Source organism: Corallococcus terminator, assembly GCF_049194865.1.
In the GTDB taxonomy this organism is placed as follows: Bacteria; Myxococcota; Myxococcia; order Myxococcales; family Myxococcaceae; genus Myxococcus; species Myxococcus terminator_A.
Genome location: NZ_JBLZWL010000001.1, coordinates 325,411 through 347,594 on the forward strand (window position 1 = coordinate 325,411; position 22,184 = coordinate 347,594).

Sequence of the window (22,184 nt, forward strand, 5' to 3'; positions counted from 1 at the left end):
CGCGGTGTCGTCATCACTGAAGCCCCTTGAAGCCCGCGTTGCGCAGTTCCTGGAAGGCCTGCGCCGCGACGGGCGAGCTGAGTCCCAACGTGTTGACGGCGTCCCCCACGCCGTCGCTGTCGATGTCCGCGCCCACCAGCGTGGCGCGCCAGTAGGGGTTGAGCAGGTTGGGCGGCTCGGCCCAGTGGTTGAAGCCCAGGCTCTCACCGCGGTGGTAGTAGGCGATGCCCGTGGACATCGCCGTCTGCGTGTTGTTCGGCGTGCCGTCCGCCAGCGTGAAGCTCCTGGCGTCGTACACGTTGCCCGCGCCGGTGGACTCGAAGCGGTAGCGGAAGGACAGGTCCCAGGGGTCCAACCGGCGCGCCATCAGGTCGCGCTGGACGACGGCGAAGTTCTTCGGCTGGGCGTAGTTGTTGCCCTCGGCGTTGAGCAGCCGCGTGAGGTTGTAGTCGAGGAACGGCGGCCAGATGCCCGGGCACGACGAGGGCCCGCCCAGGCAGGGCACCAGCATGTGGTTGAAGGGGCCGCCCACGTCTCCGCCGCCCGTCCACGTGTGCTGGGGCCGGGGGATGAAGCCGCCCGACGACACCAGGGTCGCCACGGTGGACTGCACGCCGGCCACGCTCGCCGGACAGGCCACGGGGTCTCCACCGTGCAGCAGGTGGTTGTACATCCAGCCGATGCTGCCCCGCTCATCGCCCGTGAGCGCGGGGGCATAGGGCGGCAGCAGCGGCATCGACCGCCCCGGCTTGCCGAAGTACGTCGTCCCGTTGGTGTTGGGCAGCACCACCACCTCGTCCGGAGGCCAGATGACGAAGTCCAGGTTGGCCTGGTGCGCGGTGTAGTCGCCCAGCGCCCACTGGCGATGGGTGACGAAGTGGAAGCCTCGGCTGCCCATGGCCGCGTTGACGGCGTGCGCGACGGTGAGCGGCAAATCGCAGACGGCGCCGTCGTCCGTGCAGGCGAGGCCGCCGCTCAGCTCGCTCTCGTTGACGCCGCCGATGTCCGGCACCCGCCAGGCCGAGTCGCTCGGGTTGCTGCCCGCCCCCACGACGTTGCGCAGCACCCTGTTCGTGAAGTGCTGGCTCCCCACGGCGTCGCGCAGCTCCTGATAGTTCTCCTGCTGCGCGGCGTAGATGGCCCCCTGCGCGATTTGATGCGCGAGAATCTGGAGGTTCACCATGAAGTCCATGGACTGGAACACGGTCTCCAGGCGCATCTGCTCAATCTTCAGCTGCATCTGGAGCATCGACAGGTCCGACACGCCCTGATTGCCGCAGCGACACCGGCGCAGACACATGCCGCCCTTCCAGGCGCACGGACAGCCGGTGGCGATGGCGATATTGTAGGGCAGCTTGCCGATGTTGAAGCCCCGGTCGGCCGCGTTGAGCTGCGCGCGGTAGAGGCTGGCCCAGCTCACCAGGCTGGTGGCCCCCGCCTGCGCCACCGCGTGGCCAATCTGCGCGCGGTTCATCACCGCGATGTTGTTGAAGGTGCGCGCGGTGGCCACCGAGTTGGAGAAGGCCGCCGCGTCCGCCACCGTCTGCAGCTCGATGCGCTCACGCACCTTCATGGAGAAGGAGAGCGTCATGGTGACCATGAGCACCATCAACAAGGTGCCCAGCACGAACAGCACCAGCGTCTGACCACGAGACAGGGAGCGCTTCATCGGGGGCAGTCCATGGTGGCGAAGTGGCGCCGCTTGGCGGGCGTCATCATCCGCATGGTGAAGCTGGTCTCGATGGGGAAGACGTACTCCTCGCGCCCCACCCGCGCGGCCATCTCGGTGCGGATGTCGCCCGCCAGTTGGAGCGGCGTGGAGAACTCCCCCGCGTTCCAGTTGGCGTCGCGCTCCGCGGGCATCAGCGGATTGGCGGCCGTGTAGTCCTGGATGCCCATCTGCGCCATGAACATGCGCGACATCACCCAGTTCGCGAACGGGATGCGCATGGGGTACCAGTAGATGAGCTGCACCTCCAGGCGCCGCAGGTGGCCCGGCTCGTCGAAGGCGCGGTCCTGCGGCCCGTCGATGCCGCCGCCCACCAGCGCCCGGTTGATCCACACGATGCCGCCGGTGTGCCTGCCGTCCAGGCCGCCCCGGTAGCGATTGTCCCGCCGCGCGCCGAAGGCCGCCGCCAGCTTCGCCGCCGCGCCGCTCCCGCCGCCGTGGCGCACCGTGTCCGTGGAGCTCGACAGGCCCAGGAACGAGTGGAACGAGGGCAGCAGCGCGAGGATGGCCGCGTGGGTCATCCGCTCACACTCGCCATGCGCCACGCTGCCCGCCCGCGTCGCCTGGAACGCCGCGTACTGCGCCAGCACGCGCGCCTGCAACATCAGGAACAGCTGCAAAGTGCCCAGCAACAGGAACACCACCAGCGGCAGGGTGATTGCCGCCTCCACCATGGCTTGTCCTGACTGGCCAACATTCCTTCGAGGGTAGGAATTCATGGCAGGGCGCATGTTCCAGGGATTTACCCCCCAGAAGACATACGTCAACTTGCCCGTCGTCAACGGTCGGTCTCCCCCGGTGCGAGCGGTGCTACAGGGTCAGGCCATGTGTCACATGTGTCACACGGTGTCCCCGGGGCGGGATGACCCCAGGGGTGTGGATCACCGGGACTTCATGCCCTTGGTATCGAGCTGATATTTCTTCACCAGCCGCTCGATGGACTTGCGGTGCAGCCCGCTCTCCCGAGCGGCGCGGGAGAGGTTCCCCTCGCAGCGGGTGAGGACGCTGGTGACGTACTCCCGCTCGAAGTTCTCCAAGAGCTGCTCCTTGGCGTCCTTGAAGGAGAGGTGCTCGTTGAACGGCAGCGGCCCCTCCCGAGCCTGGCCCCGAACCCGAGGTGGAAGACTGGCTGGCTGGATTTCTTCGCCCTCGCTGAACGTGAGCACGTGAGACAGGACGTTCATCAGCTCGCGCACGTTGCCCGGCCATGCGTAGGACATCAGCAGGCTCATGGACTCCGGGGAGAAGCGCTTCTTGCCGTGCTTGAGGACGACCTCCGGGTCCGCGAGGGCTTCCTTGAGGATGAGGGGGATGTCGTCGCGGCGCTGGCGCAGCGGCGGCAGCTGAATCGTTATCACCGACAGGCGGAAGTAGAGGTCCTCGCGGAAGTTGCCCGCTTGAATCTCCTTCATCAAGTCGCGGTTCGTCGCCGCGATGACGCGGCAGCTGACCTCGATGACGTCGTTGCCGCCCACGCGGCGGACTTCATGGTTCTCCAGCACGCGCAGCAGCTTGGGCTGCAGGTCCAGGCGCAGCTCGCCCAGCTCGTCCAGGAAGATGGTGCCGCCGTGCGCGCGCTCGAAGGCGCCGGGGCGTCCGCTCACCGCGCCGGTGAAGGCGCCCTTCTCGTGGCCGAACAGCTCGCTCTCGATGAGGTTGGGCGGAATGGCGCCGCAGTCGAGCACCTCCATGGGCGACTTGTTGCGCCCCGACAGCTCATGGATGGCGCGCGCCACCAGCTCCTTGCCGGTGCCCGTCTCGCCCTGGATGATGACCGACACGTCGAGCGGGGCGATCTTCTTGATGAGCCCGAATATCTGGCGCATCTTCATGCTCTGGCCGACCATGCCGCACAGCTCGCCGTCGCGGTCCGGCTCGATGGTGACCTCTTCATCGAGCGGCGCGAAGGTGAGCACGGACGAGCCCGCGCGAATCTGCGAGCCCGGTGAGAGGTAGGCGCGCTCGATTCTGCGGCCGTCCAGGAACGTGCCGTTGGTGGAGCCCAGGTCCACCAGCAGATAGCCGCGCTCGGTGAACTGGATTTCGAAGTGGTGACGGCTGGCGGTGCGGTCCTCCACGAGCACCAGGTCATTGCCCGGGTGCGCGCCGCAGCGAAGGCGCTCCTTGTCGCTGACGACGGAGCGTCCGGTGTCCGGCCCGGAGGCCACGGCCAGCCGACACTTGTGGAGCTTCACCGTGGTACGCGGGTCCACCACGAGCGTCTCCCCCAGCAACGGGGAGTGGGCAAGGTCTAACCCGGCGGCATCTCCGGGGCTGGTGTGGATGTCGTCGGGGTGCGGATCTGTCGCGCTCATCTGCATCCGAGGATAGCAAACGCGAACCACGTCACCCGCCCCGTCCGGCGGTACATGCTACGCTCGGGTGCTCCGCCCATGTCTCCCCGAAAAATCCAGCAGAAGAAGGCCCCGGCCACGCCTGGGTCCCCGGCACCCGAGCGCCCCGCGCCGCGTCGTTCACGCGTGAAGAAGACGGTGGCCATCTTGTCCCGGAAGCGTTCGCTCTATTCGACACGCCGGCTGGTGTCCGCCATTCGGGAGCGGGGCCACCGGCCGCTGGTGCTGGACACATTGCGTTGCTGCCTGCTGCTCGCGCAAGGCGCACCGCGTATGACGTACCGCGGTGTGGAGATACGGGGCGTGGACGTCGTCGTGCCGCGCATCGGCGCGTCCATCACCGCCTATGGGCTGGCGGTGGTGAACCACTTCGAGATGATGGGTGTTCCAGTACTCAACCCTCCGTCGTCCATCGCACGCAGCCGGGACAAGCTGCGCGCGCTCCAGTTCCTGTCGCGTTCCGGACTGGACATCCCGCGCACGTTGATGGCGCATGACCGCAGCAACGTGCGCCGGCTGGTGGAGGAAGTGGGTGGGCTGCCCGTCATCATCAAGCTCATCAAGGGCACGCAGGGCGTGGGAGTGATGATTGCTCACACGCTGCCGGAGGTGCAGACCATCCTCGACACCTTCTGGGACCTGGGTCAGGAAATCGTGCTCCAGGAGTTCGTCGCGGAGAGCGAGGGCCGGGACGTGCGAGCGCTCGTGGTGGGCAGGCGCGTGGTGGGCGCGATGCGCCGCAAGGCGAAGAAGGGCGAGTTCCGCTCCAACATCCACCGCGGCGGTGAGGGGCAGGCAATCGAGCTTCCCCCCGCGTACATGGAAGCCGCTGTGCGGGCCGCGAGCATCATCGGCCTGGAGGTCGCTGGCGTGGACATGCTGGAGGGGCACGCCGGACCCCGGTTGATGGAGATCAATTCCAGCCCCGGCTTCGAGGGACTGGAGGGCGCGACGGGGCACGACATCGCGGGAGAAATCATCGACCACGCGCTGGCTTACGCGGGTTCGAAGTCCAGTGGTTCACAGGCCTACGGCGAGTAGCGCGCCAGGGCCTTCGAGGTTGCTCGCACGCCCTCAAGCAAGCGAGCAGCCTGGGCCAAAGCCACCTCGCATGCTCCTCAAGAACACAGGAATGCATTTGAGGCCCGAGTGTCATGGGGAGTTGGCAGCAGCGCGGCGCGGCCTCTAATCTGGCGGCCCCCCATGAAAACGCTGCACAAGCCGCTGCAGATCACCGTGTACCAGGATGTGCTGTGCTCCTGGTGCTATCTCGCCGACCTGCGCCTGGACGTTCTGCGCCAGGAGTTGGGCGACGCCGTCCGCTGGAGCGTGAGGCCTTATCCGCTTCGCGTGCACGATGTGCTTCCCACGGAGCGCGAGAAGCGCGGCCTCGTGGAAGAAGTGCAGCGTGCGCAACGCGAGTCGGACCAGACCGCTCCGCTGTTGTCCACGGACCTGTGGCTGGGCGGAGACCCACCCCGCAGCAGCGTGCCGGCGTTGGCCGCGCTGGAGGCCGCGCGACTACAAGGGCCGCAAGCGCGAGCCTTCCTCGCGCGGGCCATGCAGCGCGCCGCGCTGGAGCAAGGCGTCAACGTGTCGCGGTCGGACGTGGTGTTCGAGCTGGCGTCGCGCGTGGGCCTGGCGATGAACGAGTTCTCCGCCGCCTTCCGCTCCGAGGAGACGCGCCGGCTCATCCTGGATGAGCACCGCGACGCGGCGATTCGCGGCGTGCGCGGCGTGCCCACGCTCGTCATCGGCGGGCGGTGGATGCTGTGCGGTCTGCGCGAGCTGACCGAGTACCGCGAGCACATCCTGGCCTGTATGGGCCGGGTGGCCGCGCCCCGCTCGGGTTCCGCCGAGCGACTGGTGCACTGACGCACGGACCGCACCGGGGCCCGCATCCCTTCGCGGGCCCCGATGAGCGACCGACGTCAGACTTCTTCCGCGCCCTTGCTCAGCGACAGGTAGAGGCCCGCGAGCAGCAGCTGGAAGAAGCCCAGCGCGGGGAGGACTGGCAGACAGCAGAGGATGACGCCCACCATGAAGGCGACGGCGCCCAGGGCCATGGTGCCGAACATGCCCCAGCGCTGCCCCTTCGCGGCGGCGAAGCAGCGCTTCAGCGTCTCCACGGGACCTGGGTTCTCCACATCCACGAGCGCCGGCTGCATGAGCACCAGCGGCATGAGGAGCCACATTCCCGGGAAGAAGTAGAGCACGCCGCCCGTGGCGATCGTCGCCCAGAACACATGCAGCGGAGTGCCCGACAGCAGCACATTGAGCTCCTCTCCCGAGAACAGCTCAGCGGGCGACACGCCCGACATCCCGACGAACACCGCGAGCGCGGCGCCGAGGCTGAGGATGATGACAGGGAGCATCACCACGAACGACAGCAGGAGGGTGAGCAGGTAGGGCACCAGCTTGGAGAGCTGGGAGAACATCCGCCCCAGGTCCGCGCGCTGGCCCTGGAGCACGTCCAGGCACATGCGGGTGATGCCCAGGGACACCATGCCCTGAATCACCCAGGAGGCCACGGCGCCCACGAGCGTCGTCACCACGATGACGGCGGTGCTGCCCGACATGCCGCCGACCAACGACATCATCTGGGAGATGAAGCTGCCCAGCATCGAGGCCGCGAAGAAGATGATGGCGGCCACGCTGAGCATCACCCACTCGCGCTTGAACCGGTCCCAGCACACGTCCACCAACCCGCCGATGGACCAGTTCCCGCGGTCCAACGGGAAGGCGCGGCCCAGGCCCTCGCGCTCACGACAGGTGGGACAGTGCGGCTGCGTGCCGTTCTCGCTGCACGTCTCGCACATGAAGTTGCCGCAGCGCGTACAGGTCCGCTGCGCGAGGTGATCCGGGTGCAACGGGCACGACGCCCCCCTCCCCCGACCAAAATCCGAATCCGACATGGGTGGCTTTCTCCTCGCGCGACGGGTCCGGAAGGCCCCGGCACTCAGGTCGCGCGCCCACCGCACCTACACCAGCCGGCACGGTGTTCACCAGGGCACAGGCACGGTTAAGGAGGAAGCAGGCGGGCAAGAAGAGGCCGGGCGTGAATTTCCTTCCGGACGGCCCGTCATCAGCCCGTGGTCGCGAAGAGGGACTGGCTGGAAGTGCCCTTCGCACGGGAGACTCGTCACATGCGCCGACTGCTCGCACTCGCCATCCCTCTCGCCCTGATGATGGGGACGGGCTGCTACGCCCACTATCACGGCCCCACCGCCCGCCGCTCCGTGGTGGCGGTGGTGGACTACCGCTTCTCGGGCGACCACCCCATTCCGGACAACGACGGCGGCGGCTGGTGCCCGTACGACCACGTCCACACGCACGGCTACCGCCCGGCCGAGACGCAATACACCTACACGGATGACGTCTACTACTACCGAGGGCCAACGATGGTCTGGTACTGGGACTTCCATCTGGATCCGCTCGGGGCCTCGTGCGGTCTGCACGGGCGCCACTCGCACGATTACTACCCGAACGCGGGCCGGGCGTACCGCTGGGAGCGCAGCCGCGGCTACGTGTATGACCGGACCCATGGCGCCTCCGCGGGCTACGGCTACAGCCGGTCCACGTCGCGCCCCGCTTCTCGCGGCTCGGTGTCTCGTAACGACGACCGTCCCTCGAACCGGCCTCCTCCTTCCGGCACCGGCTGGGGCACGCAGCCTCCGCGCGGCGGCTCCCGGTATGACCGGGACAACAACAACGGCGGTGGCTACGGCCGGGGCAACAGCGGGCGGGACAATGACGATGACCGCGGCGGCTCGCGTCCCGGGCGCGGCCAGGGGCGAGACCGCGATGACGACAACAACGGCGGCGGCTGGGGCAGCTCGGGTGGCGGCAACAACGGTGGCGGCTACGGCAACAACGGTGGCGGCACCCCGGGTGGCGGCAGCTCTGGCGGTGGCAACTCCGGCGGCGGCTACGGCAACAATGGTGGTGGCAACTCCGGTGGCGGCAGCTCCGGTGGCGGCAACTCCGGTGGTGGCGGGTACAACGGCGGTACGCCTCCGGGCGGCAGCGGCTCGGGTGGCGGCAGCTCCGGTGGTGGCAACTCCGGTGGTGGCTATGGCCGAGGCAACCGCGACAACGACAACGACCGTGGAAACAGCAGCGGCGGGGGCAGCAGCGGCGGGGGCAGCAGCGGCGGGAGCACCGGCGGCTGGGGCACTGGTGGCGGACGCGGCAGCAGCGGTGGGAGCAGCAGCGGCGGAAGCAGCGGTGGCGGACGCAGCAGCGGTGGGAGCAGCAGCGGTGGGAGCAGCGGCGGAAGCCGGAGCTCCGGTGGAAGCTGGGGCAGCGGTGGCGGCAGCAGCGCCCCGAAGAGCTCGGGTGGCGGCTCCTCGGCGCCGAGTGGTCGTGGCAGCTCGGGCGGCTCCCGGGACAACAAGGGCGGCTGGCGCTGAGCCTCCGGGCGGTTCCGCCCACCACGGTTGATGGATTTCCGACACCGGGCCGCGTCCCTCGTCCCTCACAGGCGAGTGACCGGCCCGGTGTCTGTCTTTGAGTCGTCGGACAGGGGACGGAGCGTTCGCGGGTGGATTGCCGCGCGACGGGGGCATGGAAATGTTGCCAACCGATGAAGCGTCCATTCCTGCTGGCATCCTGTGTACTTCTCGGGCTCGCGTCGTCCGGCTGCGGCTCCGGCGGCCCTGCCCCGGACCCCGGCTTCCAGACCGAGGACGCCGAGTCGGTGGACCTGGACAACCTGCGCATCCGCGTCAGCGGGCAGGCACGGGTGCTGCCCGAGGCCGAGCGACTGCTCACGTCGCTGGGCCAGCCGGTGCCCTCGCTCGGCGGCATGCCCGTCGTCATCGAGGAGCCGCTGCGGGTGGCGGTCAATGACGTCAACGCGACCTTCGGCGCGGGCGCGCTCCAGGAGGACGGCGCCTTCGCCGTGACGGAGGTCCCCGTGCGCGAGGTGCACCAGGGGCTTGGCGTGGGACTGAGCGGGCCCGGCTTCGTGCGCACCGTCACCGTCGTCTACGACAGCGTCTTCACCGGAGCGCGGCCTCGCACCGACGTCATCGAGTCGAGCGCCTGGGCGGTGCCGGAGTCGTTCCACGACGCGCTGGGCACTGCCATGGGTGAGCCGCTGCTGCGCGGTCACACCGGAGACCGGGCCCACACGCTGCGAGACGCGGGCTTCGCGCTGGGCCGCGTCGTCGACGAGAACGGCCAGCCTCGCGCGGGCGTGCGCGTGGTGCCGGACCGGAGCGAGCTGACGGAGCGCATCTACTATCCGACGTCGGACCTGAACGGCGTCAACCAGGTGGGCACGTCCGCGGACGGCCTGTTCCTCTACGTGCACACCGCCGGGGACGCGGAGACGTTCCGGCTGGGCGTGGAGGGCGAGGATGCGTACGTCGCGCGCAACGTGGCCGTCGCTCCCGGCTGGGGGCTGGTGCTCACCCTCTACCCTGGACTCCATCCGCCCCCGTGAGCGGTAATCGAGCGGGCACCCTGCCCCGCCGTGCGACGCGGGACGCGCCGCGCATGCGCATCCATGTCCTGACAGGTGCGCGAGGAGCGAGGCAACGGGCCGTCGCGAGTGACACGGCCGCCCGCCCTTGACGGAAGCACCCGTGCGTTCCGGGGGGACGCCGATGAACCGGACCTGGAGGGCCCAGCCCCATAGCCAGGCCATGGCCCGCGCGCTCGCCTGGGTCGCGGCGGCGGGTACGTCGCTGTTGGGGCTTGCCTCCCTCGCGAGCTGGGTCTTCGCGGCGCACTCACCGTGGCCGGAGAGCTCCGGCCTGCCGATGACGGCGCCTCGCACGGGCGTCGCCCTGGTGCTCGGAGGCATGGCGCTCGGACTGCGGCTGCCCACTCGCCCCTCCCCCACGCGCCGCCTGCTCTCCTCCCTCTGCGCGGTGGGCATGTGCCTCATCGCCCTCGTCAGCCTGCTGCAGGAAGTGGCGGGCCTGCCGCTGGCGCTGGAGGCGTTCCTCGCGCGGACGTTTGGCGTCCTCAGCGCGACGATTCGCCCCTCACCCCTCACGCCCCTCTGCCTGCTCTTCCTGGGCATTGTCCTGTTGATACCGGGGAGCTCCGGGAAGCGGCAGGCGTGGCGGGACGGGCTCGTCATGGCGGCGATGCTGCTCGCGCTCCTGGGCTTCAATGGGCTGCTGTTCGGCCCCCTCCTCGCGCTGGATGGCGAGGCCTTTCCTCCCCGACGCGGCATGGGCCTGTACACGGCGCTGGCGGTGCTGCTGCTGGGCGCGGGCCTGCTCTGCATCCGCCCGGAGCGGGGCCTCGCGGGGCGCATCACGCGGGACACCCTGGGCGGCTTCCTCGCGCGGCGGCTGGTCCCCGTGGCGCTGCTGGGGCCCTCGCTCCTGGGCGCGGCGCTGGCCCTGCTCGCCATGGAGGGGCTGCTCGGGCGCGAGGCGAAGCTCCCCCTCTTCGCCATCCTGCTGAGCGCGGGAGGCGTCGTGCTGGTGCTGCTGTCCGCGCGGGCCCTCGACACGCTGGAGGAGGGACGGCGGGCCGCCCGCGAGGAAGCGGAGGTGCAGCGAGGCCTGCTCCAGGCCGTGCTGAATCACGCGCCGGTGGGGGTGCTCTTCAGCGACCCGGAGCGGGGCACGCTGGTGACCAACCCCTTCGCGGAGACGATGCTCGGGCCGCTCCCCGAAAGCGCGAAGCGCGGCGCCTACCTGAGCCGGCTGCGTCATCCGGATGGACGGCCGCTGACGCTGGCGGAGCTGCCTTCGACCCTGGCGACCCAGACGGGCAAGGTGGTGGGCCCCGTCGAAGTCCTCGTCGTGCGCCCGGATGGCGTGACGACGCCCGTGCTCATCACCGCCGCGCCCGTGTTCGGGCCGCAAGGCGAGCAGCGCGGCGTGGTCATCACCGGCCATGACCAGACGCCGTATCGCGAGCTGGAGCGGCTGCGCGAAGAGTACGTGAGCCTCATCTCGCATGACCTGCGCAACCCGCTCCAGGGCATCACCCTGCGCGCGAGCATGCTGCTGCGCGAGCTGAAGGAGCGACAGCTCTCTCGCGAGGAGGCGCTCACGGACGCCATCCTCCGCAACGTGGCGTGGATGAGCTCCATGATTGAGGAACTGCTGGAGGGCTCGCGCCTGGAGTCCCGCGGCATCGAGCTGCGCCGCGAGCCGACGGACGTGGCGCGCTTCCTCGAGGACGTGCTGGAGCGGGACGTCCCTCCGGACCTGCGCGAGCGCTTCCGCCTGGAGGTGGCGACGCCGCTGCCCCTGACGTGGGTGGACGCGCGCCGCCTGGAGCGGGTGCTGTCCAACCTGCTGGGCAACGCGGCCAAGTACAGCCCGCCCGACAAGCCCGTGCTGGTGCGCGCGTCACTCCGCGAGGGCCGCGTCGTGGTGTCGGTGCGGGACGAGGGCCCGGGCCTGGCGCGCGAGGACACCGAGCACGTCTTCGACAAGTACTACCGGACGCGACAGGGCAGCGCGTCCGACACACAAGGACTGGGGCTGGGGCTCTACATCTGCCGGCTCATCATCGAGGCGCACGGCGGCCACATCTGGGTGGAGAGCGAGCCGGGCCGGGGCGCCACCTTCTGCTTCAGCGTGCCCACGGCCCCTCCGAGCCCGGAGCCCCTCCGTCGTCCAGAGGGGCCCGGTTCGAAGGGACTCGCGTGAGGCCGGCCTGGGCCAGACTCACAGCGTCTTGAGGTACTCGATGAGGGCCAGCCGCTCCGGGTCGGTGAGCACGGAGTTGAACGCGTGTCCGCCGTTGTCCTGGCCGAAGGCGTTGCTGTTGAAGATCTTCCGGTCCTCCATCTGCTGCCGCGTGCGGGTGGGCGGGAAGAGGATGTTCCAGGAGACCACCAGGTTGCTGAAGAGCACGTTCATCAGCTCCTGCGCCAGGGGCGTGGTGAACTCATCCCCCGGCTGACAGTTGATGTACGGAGACACCGCCGGGTTCAACGGCCCGCGCCACTTGCAGGGGATGGTGTCGTACTTCCAGCCGAGCCGGGTGGCGTCGTAGGCGCGCTGCAGGTCCGTGTCGAAGCCCATGACGACCAGCGGCTGGTCCCAGCGCGGTGGTGCGGAGACCCGGCGCCAGATGGGCTTGCGGTCCGCGGGCTTGAGCACCTCCCACACGTTGGGAACCGAGCCGTTGTGGAGGTACGGCGCGGTGGCCCAGACCCCGTACAGCGGCGGCGCCAGGTAGCCGAGTTCGCGATTGCCACGGATGTGCGGCTGGTTCTGCGGACCACAGTCGTTGGCGGTGCCAGCCGTCGAGGGATAGCCGAAGAAGTTCTTGGCGCCCGCGGACTGCACCGCCGCGTTGTTGGTGTTCACCCGGACCGGGTCGGTGCCGATGATGCGCAGCGGAGTGATGTAGCTCGCCATGCCCTCCAGCGCCGGGGTCGCGAGGAAGGCCGGGTCCTTGACGTAGCGAGGCGCGTAGGCCCCATGGCAGCTCGCGCACGAGCCGTTGCCCTGTGGCCGCGACACGGCGTTGTTGCGCTGCGGTGCCCACATGTCGAGCGTGTGGAACAACACCGCGCCCTGCTCGGCCAGCGTCTGGTTGATGGGCAGCGGATAGGGCGGTGACTTGAGGGACTCGACCCAGGTGTTGAGCGCCGGGCCGTTGTCCCGCATCCAGTCCTGTCCCGCTTCGCTCAACGGCCCGCCGGCGCTTCCGAACAGGCCGATGAACGGCGTGTAGAACACCATGTCCACGCGCGGCGCATCCATCGGGAAGACGCCGTCGACGAACTTCACCGGCCGGTGCCCCATGTTCCACCAGGCGGGCGTATCCATTCCGGCGGTCGACCCGGAGTTGATGAGGCCAAGCACCTCGGACGGCGTCAGCAGCTTCTCGTCCGGGAACAGGAAGGCGAGGTTGATGTCGCTGGCGTTGTTGGTGCCCCGGGTGCGGTTGAGGTTCAGGAACGTGGCCAGCGACGCCGGGTAGCCCAAGGGCAACAAGTCACTCAGGAACAAATCCAGGTCCGCCAGGCTGCTGCCGCCGCCCACCTGCACCCCGAGGCCCGGTCCATCCCCGGGCTTGCCCACCACGCCGCTGTGGCAGGCGTGACAGGTGACGCCCATGCGGCCGCTCCAGCTTCCGTCCGGATTGCGCAGCTGCGTGAGCATCTGCGGAAGCTGCCCGCTCCCGCCGTTGGAGAGCTTCGGGAACTGCCCGGGCAAGGGATAGGGATTGCGCTCGGTGCTCAGCCCCGACCCGTAGCGCTGGGCGACCAGGGCGTCGAAGTTGTCGGGACGGAAGGGAAAGCCCCAGACGCGCCACAGCTCGTTGTACTGCGCCGCGCTGAAGGTGGCGATGCCGAACGCCGCCTCGGGCACCGTGTAGTCGGTGCCGGTGAAGAGCACGCCCACGCCAGGGTGTCCGTTGGTCAGCAACCCCTCGCCATGGGTGAAGCGCGCACGCAGCTGGCCACACGTCTGTGCCGGCCCCTGCTCCTGCACCGCCCCCGGGTCGACATGACAGTTCTTCCACCAGGCATTGAAGTGCACCGCCCGACCGTCACTGATTCCGGGCTGCACCAGCGTTCGAGGGTCCGCTGGCAAGAGCGCGCTGTCTGGCTTGCCGTAACAGAACTCCCACTGCACCGAGCCACCGCGGCTGCTCCCCAGCAAGTCACTCGCGGCACCCACTCCAGGCACCGCCAGCGTCGCCACGACAGCCAGTACGCGAACGAACGGCGCGGTGGCACTGCTGCTGACGAACGGCATCCTCTCGACGGGCATGAGCTCCTCCTGCTTCGCGGCGCATCGTCATCGACACGATGAGTCGCTATTGACAGTCCGTCAATACGGGAAAACCAGCACGTCAAGGCAGCCCGACATGGGCGAGCCCATCCGGGGCGGACGGTGTGCCTGGGGTCGACCAGGCGCACCGTCCGAGGTCCTGCGTCATGCGGGAATCACGCTCGTCGGTTCAGCGGCGCGCCACCCAGCGAGGAAGCCAGTCCGGCTGCTTCGCGGAGGTGAGCCGCGTCTGGCCGCTGCCATCGGCGCGCATGAGGTACACGTCCGTGTTGTCCTCGCGCTCCGAGGTGAAGGCCAGGTACTTCCCGTCAGGGCTCCACGCCGGCATGTCGTCGCGGTGCTTGCCGTCCGTCAATGCCACTGGCGCCCCGCCCGACACGGGAACCGCCCAGAGACGACTGAGGCCCTCCGGCGCGCGGCTCACGTACACCAGGCGCTGGCCATCCGGGCTGAAGGCCGGCTCGCGCTCGTCGCCGGAGTAGCCGCTCCCAGAGACCGCGCGCAAATCCGAGCCATCCGGACGCACCAGGTACAGTCGCTCCTTGTCCTCCCGGTCACTGACGAAGACGAGCCACTGGCCGTCCGGACTCCACAAGGGAGAGCGGTCCTCACGGTGAAAGGCGGTGAGCCGCCGCTCCTCGGTGCCGTCCGCCTTCGTCACGTAGATTTCGGGGTCGCCCTCGCGGCTGCACACGAAGGCCACTTCCTTGCCGTCCGGTGAGACGGCGGGCTCGAAGCAGCCCTCCTTCACCTGCGTCAGCCGCACCTCCGGCGCGCCCGCGCGCGGCTCCAGGCGCACCAGGTCGCTGAAGCCCTGGGCATCCGACTCCGCCACCAGCCACGCGCCATCCGGCGCCCAGCTCGCGTTGCGTGCCCGGGCCCTGGGCGCATGCAGCGGCACCGCGTCTCCCCCCGCGAGGGGCTGCACCCGGAGCTGCTGGAACTGAATCCCACCCTGCTCGCGCACGGCCACCACGAGCAGCGACTTCCCATCCGGGGACACCGGGCCGGGGTAGTCGTCCTCGGGACCTCGGGTGATTTGCGTCTCCGTCCCGTCGGGACTCACCTGCCACACGTCCTTCTGTCCCGCCCGCTCCGACAGGAAGACCACGACGCCCGGAATGGCGCGTGCCTCCTCCTTCGACAGCGGCCCGGCGCCCGACGCTCCGCCACACCGGCCGGAGCATCCGACGCCGAGCACGGCGAGCGCGGCGAGACTCCACCGCGCTCGCCACGGCCAGGAACGCGGCATCCGTTCTCGGCCTTGCTTCCTCACGTCATCGCACCCGGATGGCGTCCGCCATGACGACGTAGCCTTCAGTGGCCCAGCGGCTGAGCTTCACCTGGTTCCAGCCCGCGGCGAAGTTGTACGTGCCCAGGGCGACCCACGCGCCGCCGTTGGCCTGCTGGTTCACCGTCACCGTGCTGTCGCCACCCGTGTGGCTGATGATGAACGGCGCAGACGGAGAGCGGTTGGTGCCGGCCACCCACCACCCGTCGATGGTCTTCGAGCCCGCGGACGCCATGTAGAAGTTGAACACCACCGGCTCGGAGATGGGCTGCGTGGCGGCGTAGTAGTAGCCGCTGCCGTAGTAGCCCGCGCTGGTGCCCGACGCCCACGACGCCGGCACGTCCGTGCGCGCCTTGGTCGCATCGTTGTTCGCGTTGTGGCTGTCCACGATGATGGTGCCCGTGGGCGTGCCGCCGTCGCCGCAGTAGCTCTTGATCTTCGCGATGTAGCTGCTCCACGGCCAGTTCGGACCCGGGTCGGTGCGCGAGGACGGCTGGAGCCTGCCGTGCGCGACGATGTGGTAGCTGTCGCGGGTGATGGTCTGTCCCTTGGTGATGTCGCAGGACAGCTTCGCCGACGCGTCAATCTGGCCCGCGGGGAAGGACGTCTGGCTGGCGAAACCGCCGTGCTCGATGCCCACCGAGAAGTGGTTCACCGACACGCCGTTGAGGCCGCAGTCCACGCTGCCGTTCAGGCTGCAGGCGTAGCTTGCGCCCACGTGCCAGCCGCGGTCCGACTCGCGCACGAGCTGCGAAATCTCGCTGCCGCTCTCGTTGACCACGTAGTGCGCGCTCACGCCCGACGCGGAGTTGACCAGCCAGCCCCAGCAGCCGGCGTAGCCGCCTTCACACGTGTGGATGACGACCATCGACACGTTGGTGCCCGAAGGACGGGCGTTGTAGTTGGGCGACGGCCGCCAGATGGAGGCCCCGTAGTCCGGGCCCGCCGCCAGCGCCTGCATCTTCGGCAGGGCGAACTTCGCCTCCACCGCCGCGGCGTCCAGCGACACCGCCACCTTGCCCTCGGGGGTGAACGCGCCCGCGCCCTCGCGCAGCGCCGCGAACACCTCGTTGTGGACGTAGTGCGCCTGCACGTCCGGGTCGGTGATGTCCGTCAGCTGCACGGCGACAGGCGCCCACGCGCCCAGGTCCTTCCGGTCGATGCCCGCCTCGGCGGCGTACTTCGACAACAGCGCCGCGCCAGCGCGCAGGTTGGCCAGCCGGTCGTCACGCACGGCCTCGGCGGAGACACCCGCCAGCGCCGCGCCGTCCGTCACCTTGGCGCCGCGCAGGGCCAGCAGACCGAACGCCGCGGGGCGGCCCTCGAACTCCTCTTCACCCTTCACGTGCTCCCAGCGCGTCTCCGTATAGGAGATGGCCTTGAGCAGGCTCACCGGAACGTCGAACTCCTTCGCCGCCTGCGCGAACAGCGCGTCCAGCTCCGTCGGCGTACGACGGGCCGAATCGGCGACCGCGCGGGCCGCGTCATCCGCCGCGCCCGAGGGAACTTCCGTCGAAGCCGGAGGGGCCTCTGGCGGCGGCGCCTCTGGCTGCGGTCCGCAGGCGGACAGGGCCAGGGCCGCGGCGGTGGCCGCGAACGTCTTACACAACACGTGCATGGGAGCTCCTTCGAGGGGGTCAGCAGCTCTTCGGTCCGCCCCCGTCCACGGGAGCGGCGCAGCGCGGCCCCTTGAGCAGCATGCATGCCAGCCCCTTCTTCCCCGCTTTTCACCCCTGACCGACCTCCAAGGTGGAGCATCCATGCTCCACCTCTCCCCACCCCGCCCCGGTCCGCGAAATTCGACTGAACACTTCAACCCACTGAAATGACGAACATGCCCACATCAGACCTACTTCAACGCACCCTCGAAATGGCCGTCATTGTCGCAGTGGCGCATTTCGAGACAGCCCCGGCGTAAACTGATTTTACGACATTTCTTGTATTCCTCGTCTTTTATCCTCCGACCGGATTGAGGGCGCGGGTGGGGGTTTGCGAGGGAGACAGGCGAGGGGCTCGGGGCGCGTGGAGTTCTGGGGCCCGAAGGCTGAATCATCCGGTATGAGGGGGCGCATGCGGCTCTTCGGTATTGGCGACACGCATCTGCCCTCCACGCGACAGAAGGACATGCATCGCTTCGGGTGGACGGACCACCCGCTTCCGCTCCAGCGCGCGTGGGACGAGATGGTGCGGCCTGACGACGTGGTCATCGTCGCGGGAGACATCTCCTGGGCGACGCGCGCGCACGAGGTGATGGACGACCTGGCGTGGCTGGACGCGCGGCCGGGGCGCAAGCTGCTGGTGCGCGGCAACCATGACTACTGGTGGGGCGACTCGGCGTCGAAGCTGCGCAAGCTCCTGGAGCCGTTCCGCACGCTGGAGGCGTTCCTGCACAACAGCGCGGCGGTGATGGGGCCGTGGGTGATTGCCGGCACACGGCTGTGGACGGCGCCCGAGGCTCCCCCCATGCCTGGTGGAGAGATGGGGGACGAGCCCGTCAACGACGGCTACGTGGAGCGGGAGACGCGGCGGCTCGCGACGTCCATCGAGGACGCGAAGAAGAAGGAGGCGGCCAGTCGCACGCCGCTGGTGCGCGTGGCCGCGGTGCACTTCCCTCCGCTGTACGCGAACGAGAAGCCCACGGCGTTCAGCGAGCCGATTGAAGCCTTCAAGCCGAAGGTCTGCGTGTACGGCCACCTGCACTCGACGGGAATCCCGGCGGGCTTCACCGGAGAGCGCGCGGGCGTGCGCTACGTGCTGGCCTCGTGCGACGCGGCGGGCTTCAAGCCGATGCTGCTCGACGAGGTGTGAAGTGTGGTTAAGCTGAGCGGGCGTCCATCATCTGAGCACGGGCCGGAGCAGGAGCTGAAGACATGCCGTCCAACAAAGCCGAGCTCGCCGCGCGCCTCGCGGCCACCCAGCCCGGCGACGCGGTGCGCGGTCTGTTCTTCAAGGCGGTGTTCAGCATGGTCCAGCAGCGGGCGGGCCTCGCCGCACTGGAGCAACTGCGCGTCGGTGATTTGTCGAAGGACTACTCGGACCTGCGCACCTATCCGGTGCAGGAGTTCCTCAACCTGCTCTATGTCGCGGCGGACGCGCTCGAGCAGGAGATGGGTCCTGAGAACACCGTGTATCACGCGTGCGGCGAGTCCAATGTCACGCGCTACTCCACCGGCCCGGGGATGCTCATCTTCGGCATCATCTCCCGGGGAGACCCCCAGAAGCTCTTCTCTGGAGCGCAGATGGGCTACAGCGCGGCCGTCACGTACGGCACCCGCGAGTATGTGACGACGGGACCCAAGTCCGGCACGTTGAGGGTGCGTCGAGACATGCTGCCTCCCGCGTATCACGAGGGCATTCTCACTGGCGCGCTGAAGGTGTTGGGATTGACTGGCACGGCGAAGGCCCATCCACAGGGCATCGACCGCGTGGACTACGACATCACGTGGGAGTGATTACTCCACGCGCTCGAAGGTGACGTCGAGCTCGGCGACGACGCGCTCACCCACGGACGCCTGGCAGGTGAAGACGTGGTCGGCGCCATCGTGCGAGCGGCGCGCGGCGCCGAACACCACCGTCTGGCCGGCGTACGCGAGGCTGTCCGCCTTGAGGTTCACGTTCTTGGCGAGCACGCGGGCCCACGGCGCGCCTTCCAGCTTGCGCAGGAGCGTGGTCGCGACGCGCGTCATGCCGCTGGCGACAATGGCCACGGGCATCACCGGGTGCAGGGCGAAGTGGCCCTTGCACATCTCCGCCGTCACGGGACCCAGGGACGCGGTGAGGCTCTCACCATCCGGGCGCCAGTCGCGCAGGGCCAGCGACTTGCCATACGGGTTCTGCCGCATGCGCGCCCACTCCTCCGGGGTGCGCTGCACGCCGTCGTCGCGACGGGGCTCGCTGCGCAGCTCCACGCGGGCCTCGCCGAACAGGCGGGTGAAGGCGGCGGCGGACAGCACGTTGTAGTCCACCTCCAGGCGGAACACCGGGGTGCCGTCCGGCGCGGACAAGAGCGTGCGCGCCGTGGCGGTCCGCTTGCCCGTGAAGCTCGCCTGCGCCAGGCCCCAGAGCAGGTCCGTGGAGCGCGCCATCGGCTCGCGGCGCAGCCACTCACCGCGCGCGCCGCACGCCAGGTAGAAGTGCTGCCCGTCCTTGGGCGTCACCAGCGCCGAGGCGCAGGAGCCCAGGATCGCCAGGTGCCGCCCCGCCTCGGCGATTCCGATGAGGCCCGCTTCCGCGTCCGGGTCCTGCTGCACCGGGATGCGCGCCACCACTTCGCCCTTCCCCATCACCGTCACGTCCTTCAGCGCGAAGTACGGGTCTCGCACGCAGATCCGCGGGTACAGCTCCTGCGCGCTCAGCACCGTGTGCGGGGCCAGGTTCGACCAGTCGCGCAGGGGCTGCTCGGTCCAGGGCGTCGCCGACGGCGCGGTGGAGGAGAGACCGGAGGAGAGGATCGAGGAGGAGGCGACGTCGAGCATGGGGGATGACCTCAGTTCGGACACGGGGTTGTGCGCGACACCTGAAAGCACTGTAAACGAGCAGGCTTTCATCCGTACAGGATTATTTCTGTCCGGTGGAAATATCATCGCACAAACAGGCCCAGGGTTGCCAGGGGTGCGGTAATTTTATGTCCTGGCAGGACAAAATCACCGTTTCGTGTCACCTGGAGTGTGTCAAAGGACACCCAGAACCCACACCCAACGCATGGCGTCAGGGCGACAAGTGGGGTTGAACACACCCCATTATCGCCCGAGCCAGGGCAGTGTTTCCGCAGAGTTACATCGTCACTGAGTGCTCGGACGCAACGCGTCTTTCCGGACACCGTAGGGAAAGTGATGGTGGACCGGCAGGATTCCAGTCCAACCACCCATTCCAGGCCGGTGGACGCCTTTTCCAGCGGGGCTGGGTTTTCCGGGGGGGGAATTTCCGGGGCATTTCCAGCCGGCCCTCACCTGTCGGGAGGTGGCCTGGGTGGAAGAGCGCTCCAGCGTGCTCGGCGTGCTCTGTGCGAAAGCCCGGCCCCCCAGGAAGACGGGGGCCGGGAGCTACGGCTCGCTACAGCTCCACCTGGCTGCCCAGCTCCACCACCCGGTTGGGGGGAATCCGGAAGTAGGCGGTGGCGCTGCGGGCGTTGCGGCTCATCCAGGCGAAGAGGGCCTCGCGCCAGACGGCCATACCGGGCCGCTTGGTGGGAATCAGCGTCTCCCGGCCCAGGAAGAAGCTGGTGCCCATGAGCTGGAACTGGAGCCCCTTCTCCCGGCAGCGCTTGAGCACGTCCGGGATGCTGGGGTTCTCCATGAAGCCGTAGGTGGCGACGACGCGGACGAAGCCCTGCTCCAGGGGCTCCACCTCCACGCGCTCGGCGGCGGGGATGTGGGGCACGTCCTCGGACAGAATCGTCAGCAGCACCACCTGCTCGTGCAGCACCTTGTTGTGCTTCAGGTTGTGCAAGAGCGCCGGGGGCGTGCCCTCCGCGTTGCCCGTCATGAAGATGGCGGTGCCCGGCACCCGCAAGGGCGGGTGGTCGCCGAAGCTGCCCAGCAGCTCCTTCAAGGGGATGCTCGAGGAGCGCAGCTTGGCCGCGAGGATGTCGCGCCCGCGCTTCCACGTGGTCATCAGCGTGAAGACCATGACGGCGAGCAGCAGCGGGAACCAGCCGCCGTCCGCCAGCTTCATCGCGTTGGCGCTGAAGAAGGCCAGCTCCACCACGAGGAAGAGGCCCGCCACCGGCATCGCCAGCTTGCGGCTGATGCCCCAGCGCTCGCGCGCGACGACGTAGGCCATGAACGAGGTGATGACCATCGTCGTGGACACCGCGATGCCGTACGCGGACGCCAGCGCGCTGGAGGAGCGGAACGTCAGCACCAGCGTGAAGACGCCCACCATCAGCGCCCAGTTGATGCCCGGCAGATAGATTTGCCCCATCTCCTCCGCCGAGGTGTGCACCACCTCCATGCGCGGGCTGTAGCCCAGCTGCATCGCCTGGCGCGTCAGCGAGAAGGCCCCGGAGATGAGCGCCTGCGAGGCGATGACACCCGCCACCGCGGACAGCGCCACCAGCGGGTACAAGAGCCACGACGGAGCCAGGAGGAAGAAGGGGTTGCGCGCGGCGCTCGCGTCACGCAGCAGGAGGGCCCCCTGGCCCAGGTAGTTGAGCATCAGCGCCGGCAGCACCACGAAGAACCAGGCGCGCTTGATGGGCTTCCACCCGAAGTGGCCCATGTCCGCGTAGAGCGCCTCGCAGCCCGTCACGACAAGGAACACGCCGCCCAGCACGAGGAAGCCGTGCCAGCCGTTGTGCACGAAGAGCATCACCCCGTGCGTGGGCGACAGCGCGCCCAGCACCGCGGGGTTGTGCACCAGCTCCTTCACGCCCAGCGCCGCCAGCGTGAAGAACCACACGCACATCACCGGGCCGAACACCGCGCCGATTCCCGCCGTGCCGTGCCGCTGCACCAGGAAGAGCACCGTGAGGATGGCCAGGGTGATGGGGACGATGAACGGCTCGAACACGGGCGTGGCCACGCTGAGGCCCTCCACCGCGCTGAGCACCGTAATCGCCGGGGTGATGAGGCCGTCGCCATAGAGGAGCGCCGCGCCGAAGATGCCCAGGGTGATGAGCACGGGCCGCGCCGTGTGCGCCTGCTGTCCCTTCTGCCGCTGCATCACCAGCGCCATCAGCGCGAGGATGCCGCCCTCGCCCCGGTTGTCCGCCCTCATCACGAAGATGAGGTACTTCACCGAGACGATGATGAGCAGGGACCAGAAGATGAGCGACAGCACCCCCAGCACATTCTCAGGCGTGGGGTGGATGCCGTGCGGGCCGGTGAAGCACTCGCGCAGCGCGTAGAGGGGGCTCGTCCCGATGTCGCCGTAGACGATGCCCAGGGCCCCGAGGGCCAGGAGTGCCGTGCGCTTGAGGGAGTCGGGGCCTTCCCGAACCGCCTCGCCGCCCGATACTCCGGTGGTGGTGGCTTTCACGGTCCCCCCTTTAACCGAACGCCTGGGGGTAGCAATGGACGCGGAGCGCCGCTCCGTGGATTCCAACGCTTGGGTAAGCCCATGTATGCCTGAGTGGCCCT

At 68.9% G+C, this 22,184-nt stretch carries 16 protein-coding genes; 7 read left to right on the plus strand and 9 right to left on the minus strand.

Annotated features, from left to right (window positions below; translation table 11 throughout):
* Nucleotides 1–13 precede the first annotated feature (13 nt).
* The 3 genes from ACN469_RS01450 to ACN469_RS01460 form a co-directional block, all read right to left on the minus strand.
* Nucleotides 14–1,669, minus strand: a complete 1,656-nt coding sequence (locus ACN469_RS01450) for a Tad domain-containing protein (protein WP_498763359.1) — start codon at nucleotides 1,667–1,669, stop codon at nucleotides 14–16.
* Entirely contained in the window at nucleotides 1,666–2,403 is a 738-nt protein-coding gene (locus ACN469_RS01455; RefSeq protein ID WP_498763361.1) for a TadE/TadG family type IV pilus assembly protein, read from the minus strand. Before ACN469_RS01455 ends, ACN469_RS01450 begins: the two co-directional genes overlap by 4 nt.
* Nucleotides 2,404–2,610: 207 nt before the next feature.
* Nucleotides 2,611–4,044 (minus strand): sigma 54-interacting transcriptional regulator, encoded by a 1,434-nt coding sequence (locus tag ACN469_RS01460; protein ID WP_498763363.1) that lies wholly within the window; start codon nucleotides 4,042–4,044, stop codon nucleotides 2,611–2,613.
* Nucleotides 4,045–4,122: 78 nt separating this feature from the next.
* Here ACN469_RS01460 and ACN469_RS01465 point away from each other — a divergent pair, with 78 nt between their 5' ends.
* Together ACN469_RS01465 and ACN469_RS01470 are read left to right on the plus strand one after the other, a co-directional pair.
* On the plus strand, nucleotides 4,123–5,124 hold the full coding sequence (locus ACN469_RS01465) for an ATP-grasp domain-containing protein (RefSeq protein ID WP_498763364.1): 1,002 nt from the start codon (nucleotides 4,123–4,125) through the stop codon (nucleotides 5,122–5,124).
* 162 nt (nucleotides 5,125–5,286) lie between these two features.
* On the plus strand, nucleotides 5,287–5,958 hold the full coding sequence (locus ACN469_RS01470; RefSeq protein WP_498763366.1) for a DsbA family oxidoreductase: 672 nt from the start codon (nucleotides 5,287–5,289) through the stop codon (nucleotides 5,956–5,958).
* 56 nt (nucleotides 5,959–6,014) lie between these two features.
* On the opposite strand, the gene ACN469_RS01475 is transcribed toward ACN469_RS01470, so the two are convergent.
* On the minus strand, nucleotides 6,015–6,953 hold the full coding sequence (locus tag ACN469_RS01475; protein WP_498763368.1) for a hypothetical protein: 939 nt from the start codon (nucleotides 6,951–6,953) through the stop codon (nucleotides 6,015–6,017).
* Between the two features lie 276 nt (nucleotides 6,954–7,229).
* Between ACN469_RS01475 and ACN469_RS01480 the strand changes: the two genes are divergently transcribed.
* The 3 genes from ACN469_RS01480 (at nucleotide 7,230) to ACN469_RS01490 (ending at nucleotide 11,711) form a co-directional block, all read left to right on the plus strand.
* Nucleotides 7,230–8,495: a hypothetical protein gene (locus ACN469_RS01480; protein WP_498763370.1), complete on the plus strand. Its 1,266-nt coding sequence runs from the start codon at nucleotides 7,230–7,232 to the stop codon at nucleotides 8,493–8,495.
* A 173-nt stretch (nucleotides 8,496–8,668) separates the two neighbouring features.
* On the plus strand, nucleotides 8,669–9,532 hold the full coding sequence (locus ACN469_RS01485) for a carboxypeptidase regulatory-like domain-containing protein (RefSeq protein WP_498763372.1): 864 nt from the start codon (nucleotides 8,669–8,671) through the stop codon (nucleotides 9,530–9,532).
* Between the two features lie 202 nt (nucleotides 9,533–9,734).
* A complete protein-coding gene (locus ACN469_RS01490; protein ID WP_498763374.1) occupies nucleotides 9,735–11,711 on the plus strand; it encodes a sensor histidine kinase in 1,977 nt (658 codons plus the stop codon).
* A gap of 18 nt (nucleotides 11,712–11,729) precedes the next feature.
* On the opposite strand, the gene roxB is transcribed toward ACN469_RS01490, so the two are convergent.
* From roxB to ACN469_RS01505, 3 genes are all read right to left on the minus strand, one after another.
* A complete protein-coding gene (gene roxB, locus ACN469_RS01495) occupies nucleotides 11,730–13,793 on the minus strand; it encodes a rubber dioxygenase RoxB (protein WP_498763376.1) in 2,064 nt (687 codons plus the stop codon).
* 190 nt (nucleotides 13,794–13,983) lie between these two features.
* Nucleotides 13,984–15,066 carry a TolB family protein gene (locus tag ACN469_RS01500; protein WP_498763378.1) on the minus strand — a complete coding sequence of 361 codons (1,083 nt, stop codon included), beginning with the start codon at nucleotides 15,064–15,066 and terminating at the stop codon, nucleotides 13,984–13,986.
* Between the two features lie 25 nt (nucleotides 15,067–15,091).
* Nucleotides 15,092–16,723, minus strand: coding sequence for a golvesin C-terminal-like domain-containing protein (locus ACN469_RS01505; protein ID WP_498763380.1), 1,632 nt, complete (start codon nucleotides 16,721–16,723; stop codon nucleotides 15,092–15,094).
* A 452-nt stretch (nucleotides 16,724–17,175) separates the two neighbouring features.
* On the opposite strand from ACN469_RS01505, the gene ACN469_RS01510 reads away from it, so the two are divergent.
* Both ACN469_RS01510 and ACN469_RS01515 read left to right on the plus strand, forming a co-directional pair.
* Nucleotides 17,176–17,913, plus strand: a complete 738-nt coding sequence (locus ACN469_RS01510; RefSeq protein WP_163871037.1) for a metallophosphoesterase — start codon at nucleotides 17,176–17,178, stop codon at nucleotides 17,911–17,913.
* A 62-nt stretch (nucleotides 17,914–17,975) separates the two neighbouring features.
* Nucleotides 17,976–18,557: a TIGR02265 family protein gene (locus ACN469_RS01515; protein ID WP_498763381.1), complete on the plus strand. Its 582-nt coding sequence runs from the start codon at nucleotides 17,976–17,978 to the stop codon at nucleotides 18,555–18,557.
* Here the strand turns inward: ACN469_RS01515 and ACN469_RS01520 are convergent, their stop codons facing one another.
* Together ACN469_RS01520 and ACN469_RS01525 are read right to left on the minus strand one after the other, a co-directional pair.
* Nucleotides 18,558–19,580 (minus strand): hypothetical protein, encoded by a 1,023-nt coding sequence (locus tag ACN469_RS01520; RefSeq protein ID WP_498763383.1) that lies wholly within the window; start codon nucleotides 19,578–19,580, stop codon nucleotides 18,558–18,560. It lies immediately after the preceding gene.
* Between the two features lie 577 nt (nucleotides 19,581–20,157).
* Nucleotides 20,158–22,119 (minus strand): potassium transporter Kup, encoded by a 1,962-nt coding sequence (locus tag ACN469_RS01525; RefSeq protein WP_498763602.1) that lies wholly within the window; start codon nucleotides 22,117–22,119, stop codon nucleotides 20,158–20,160.
* Nucleotides 22,120–22,184: the final 65 nt, after the last annotated feature.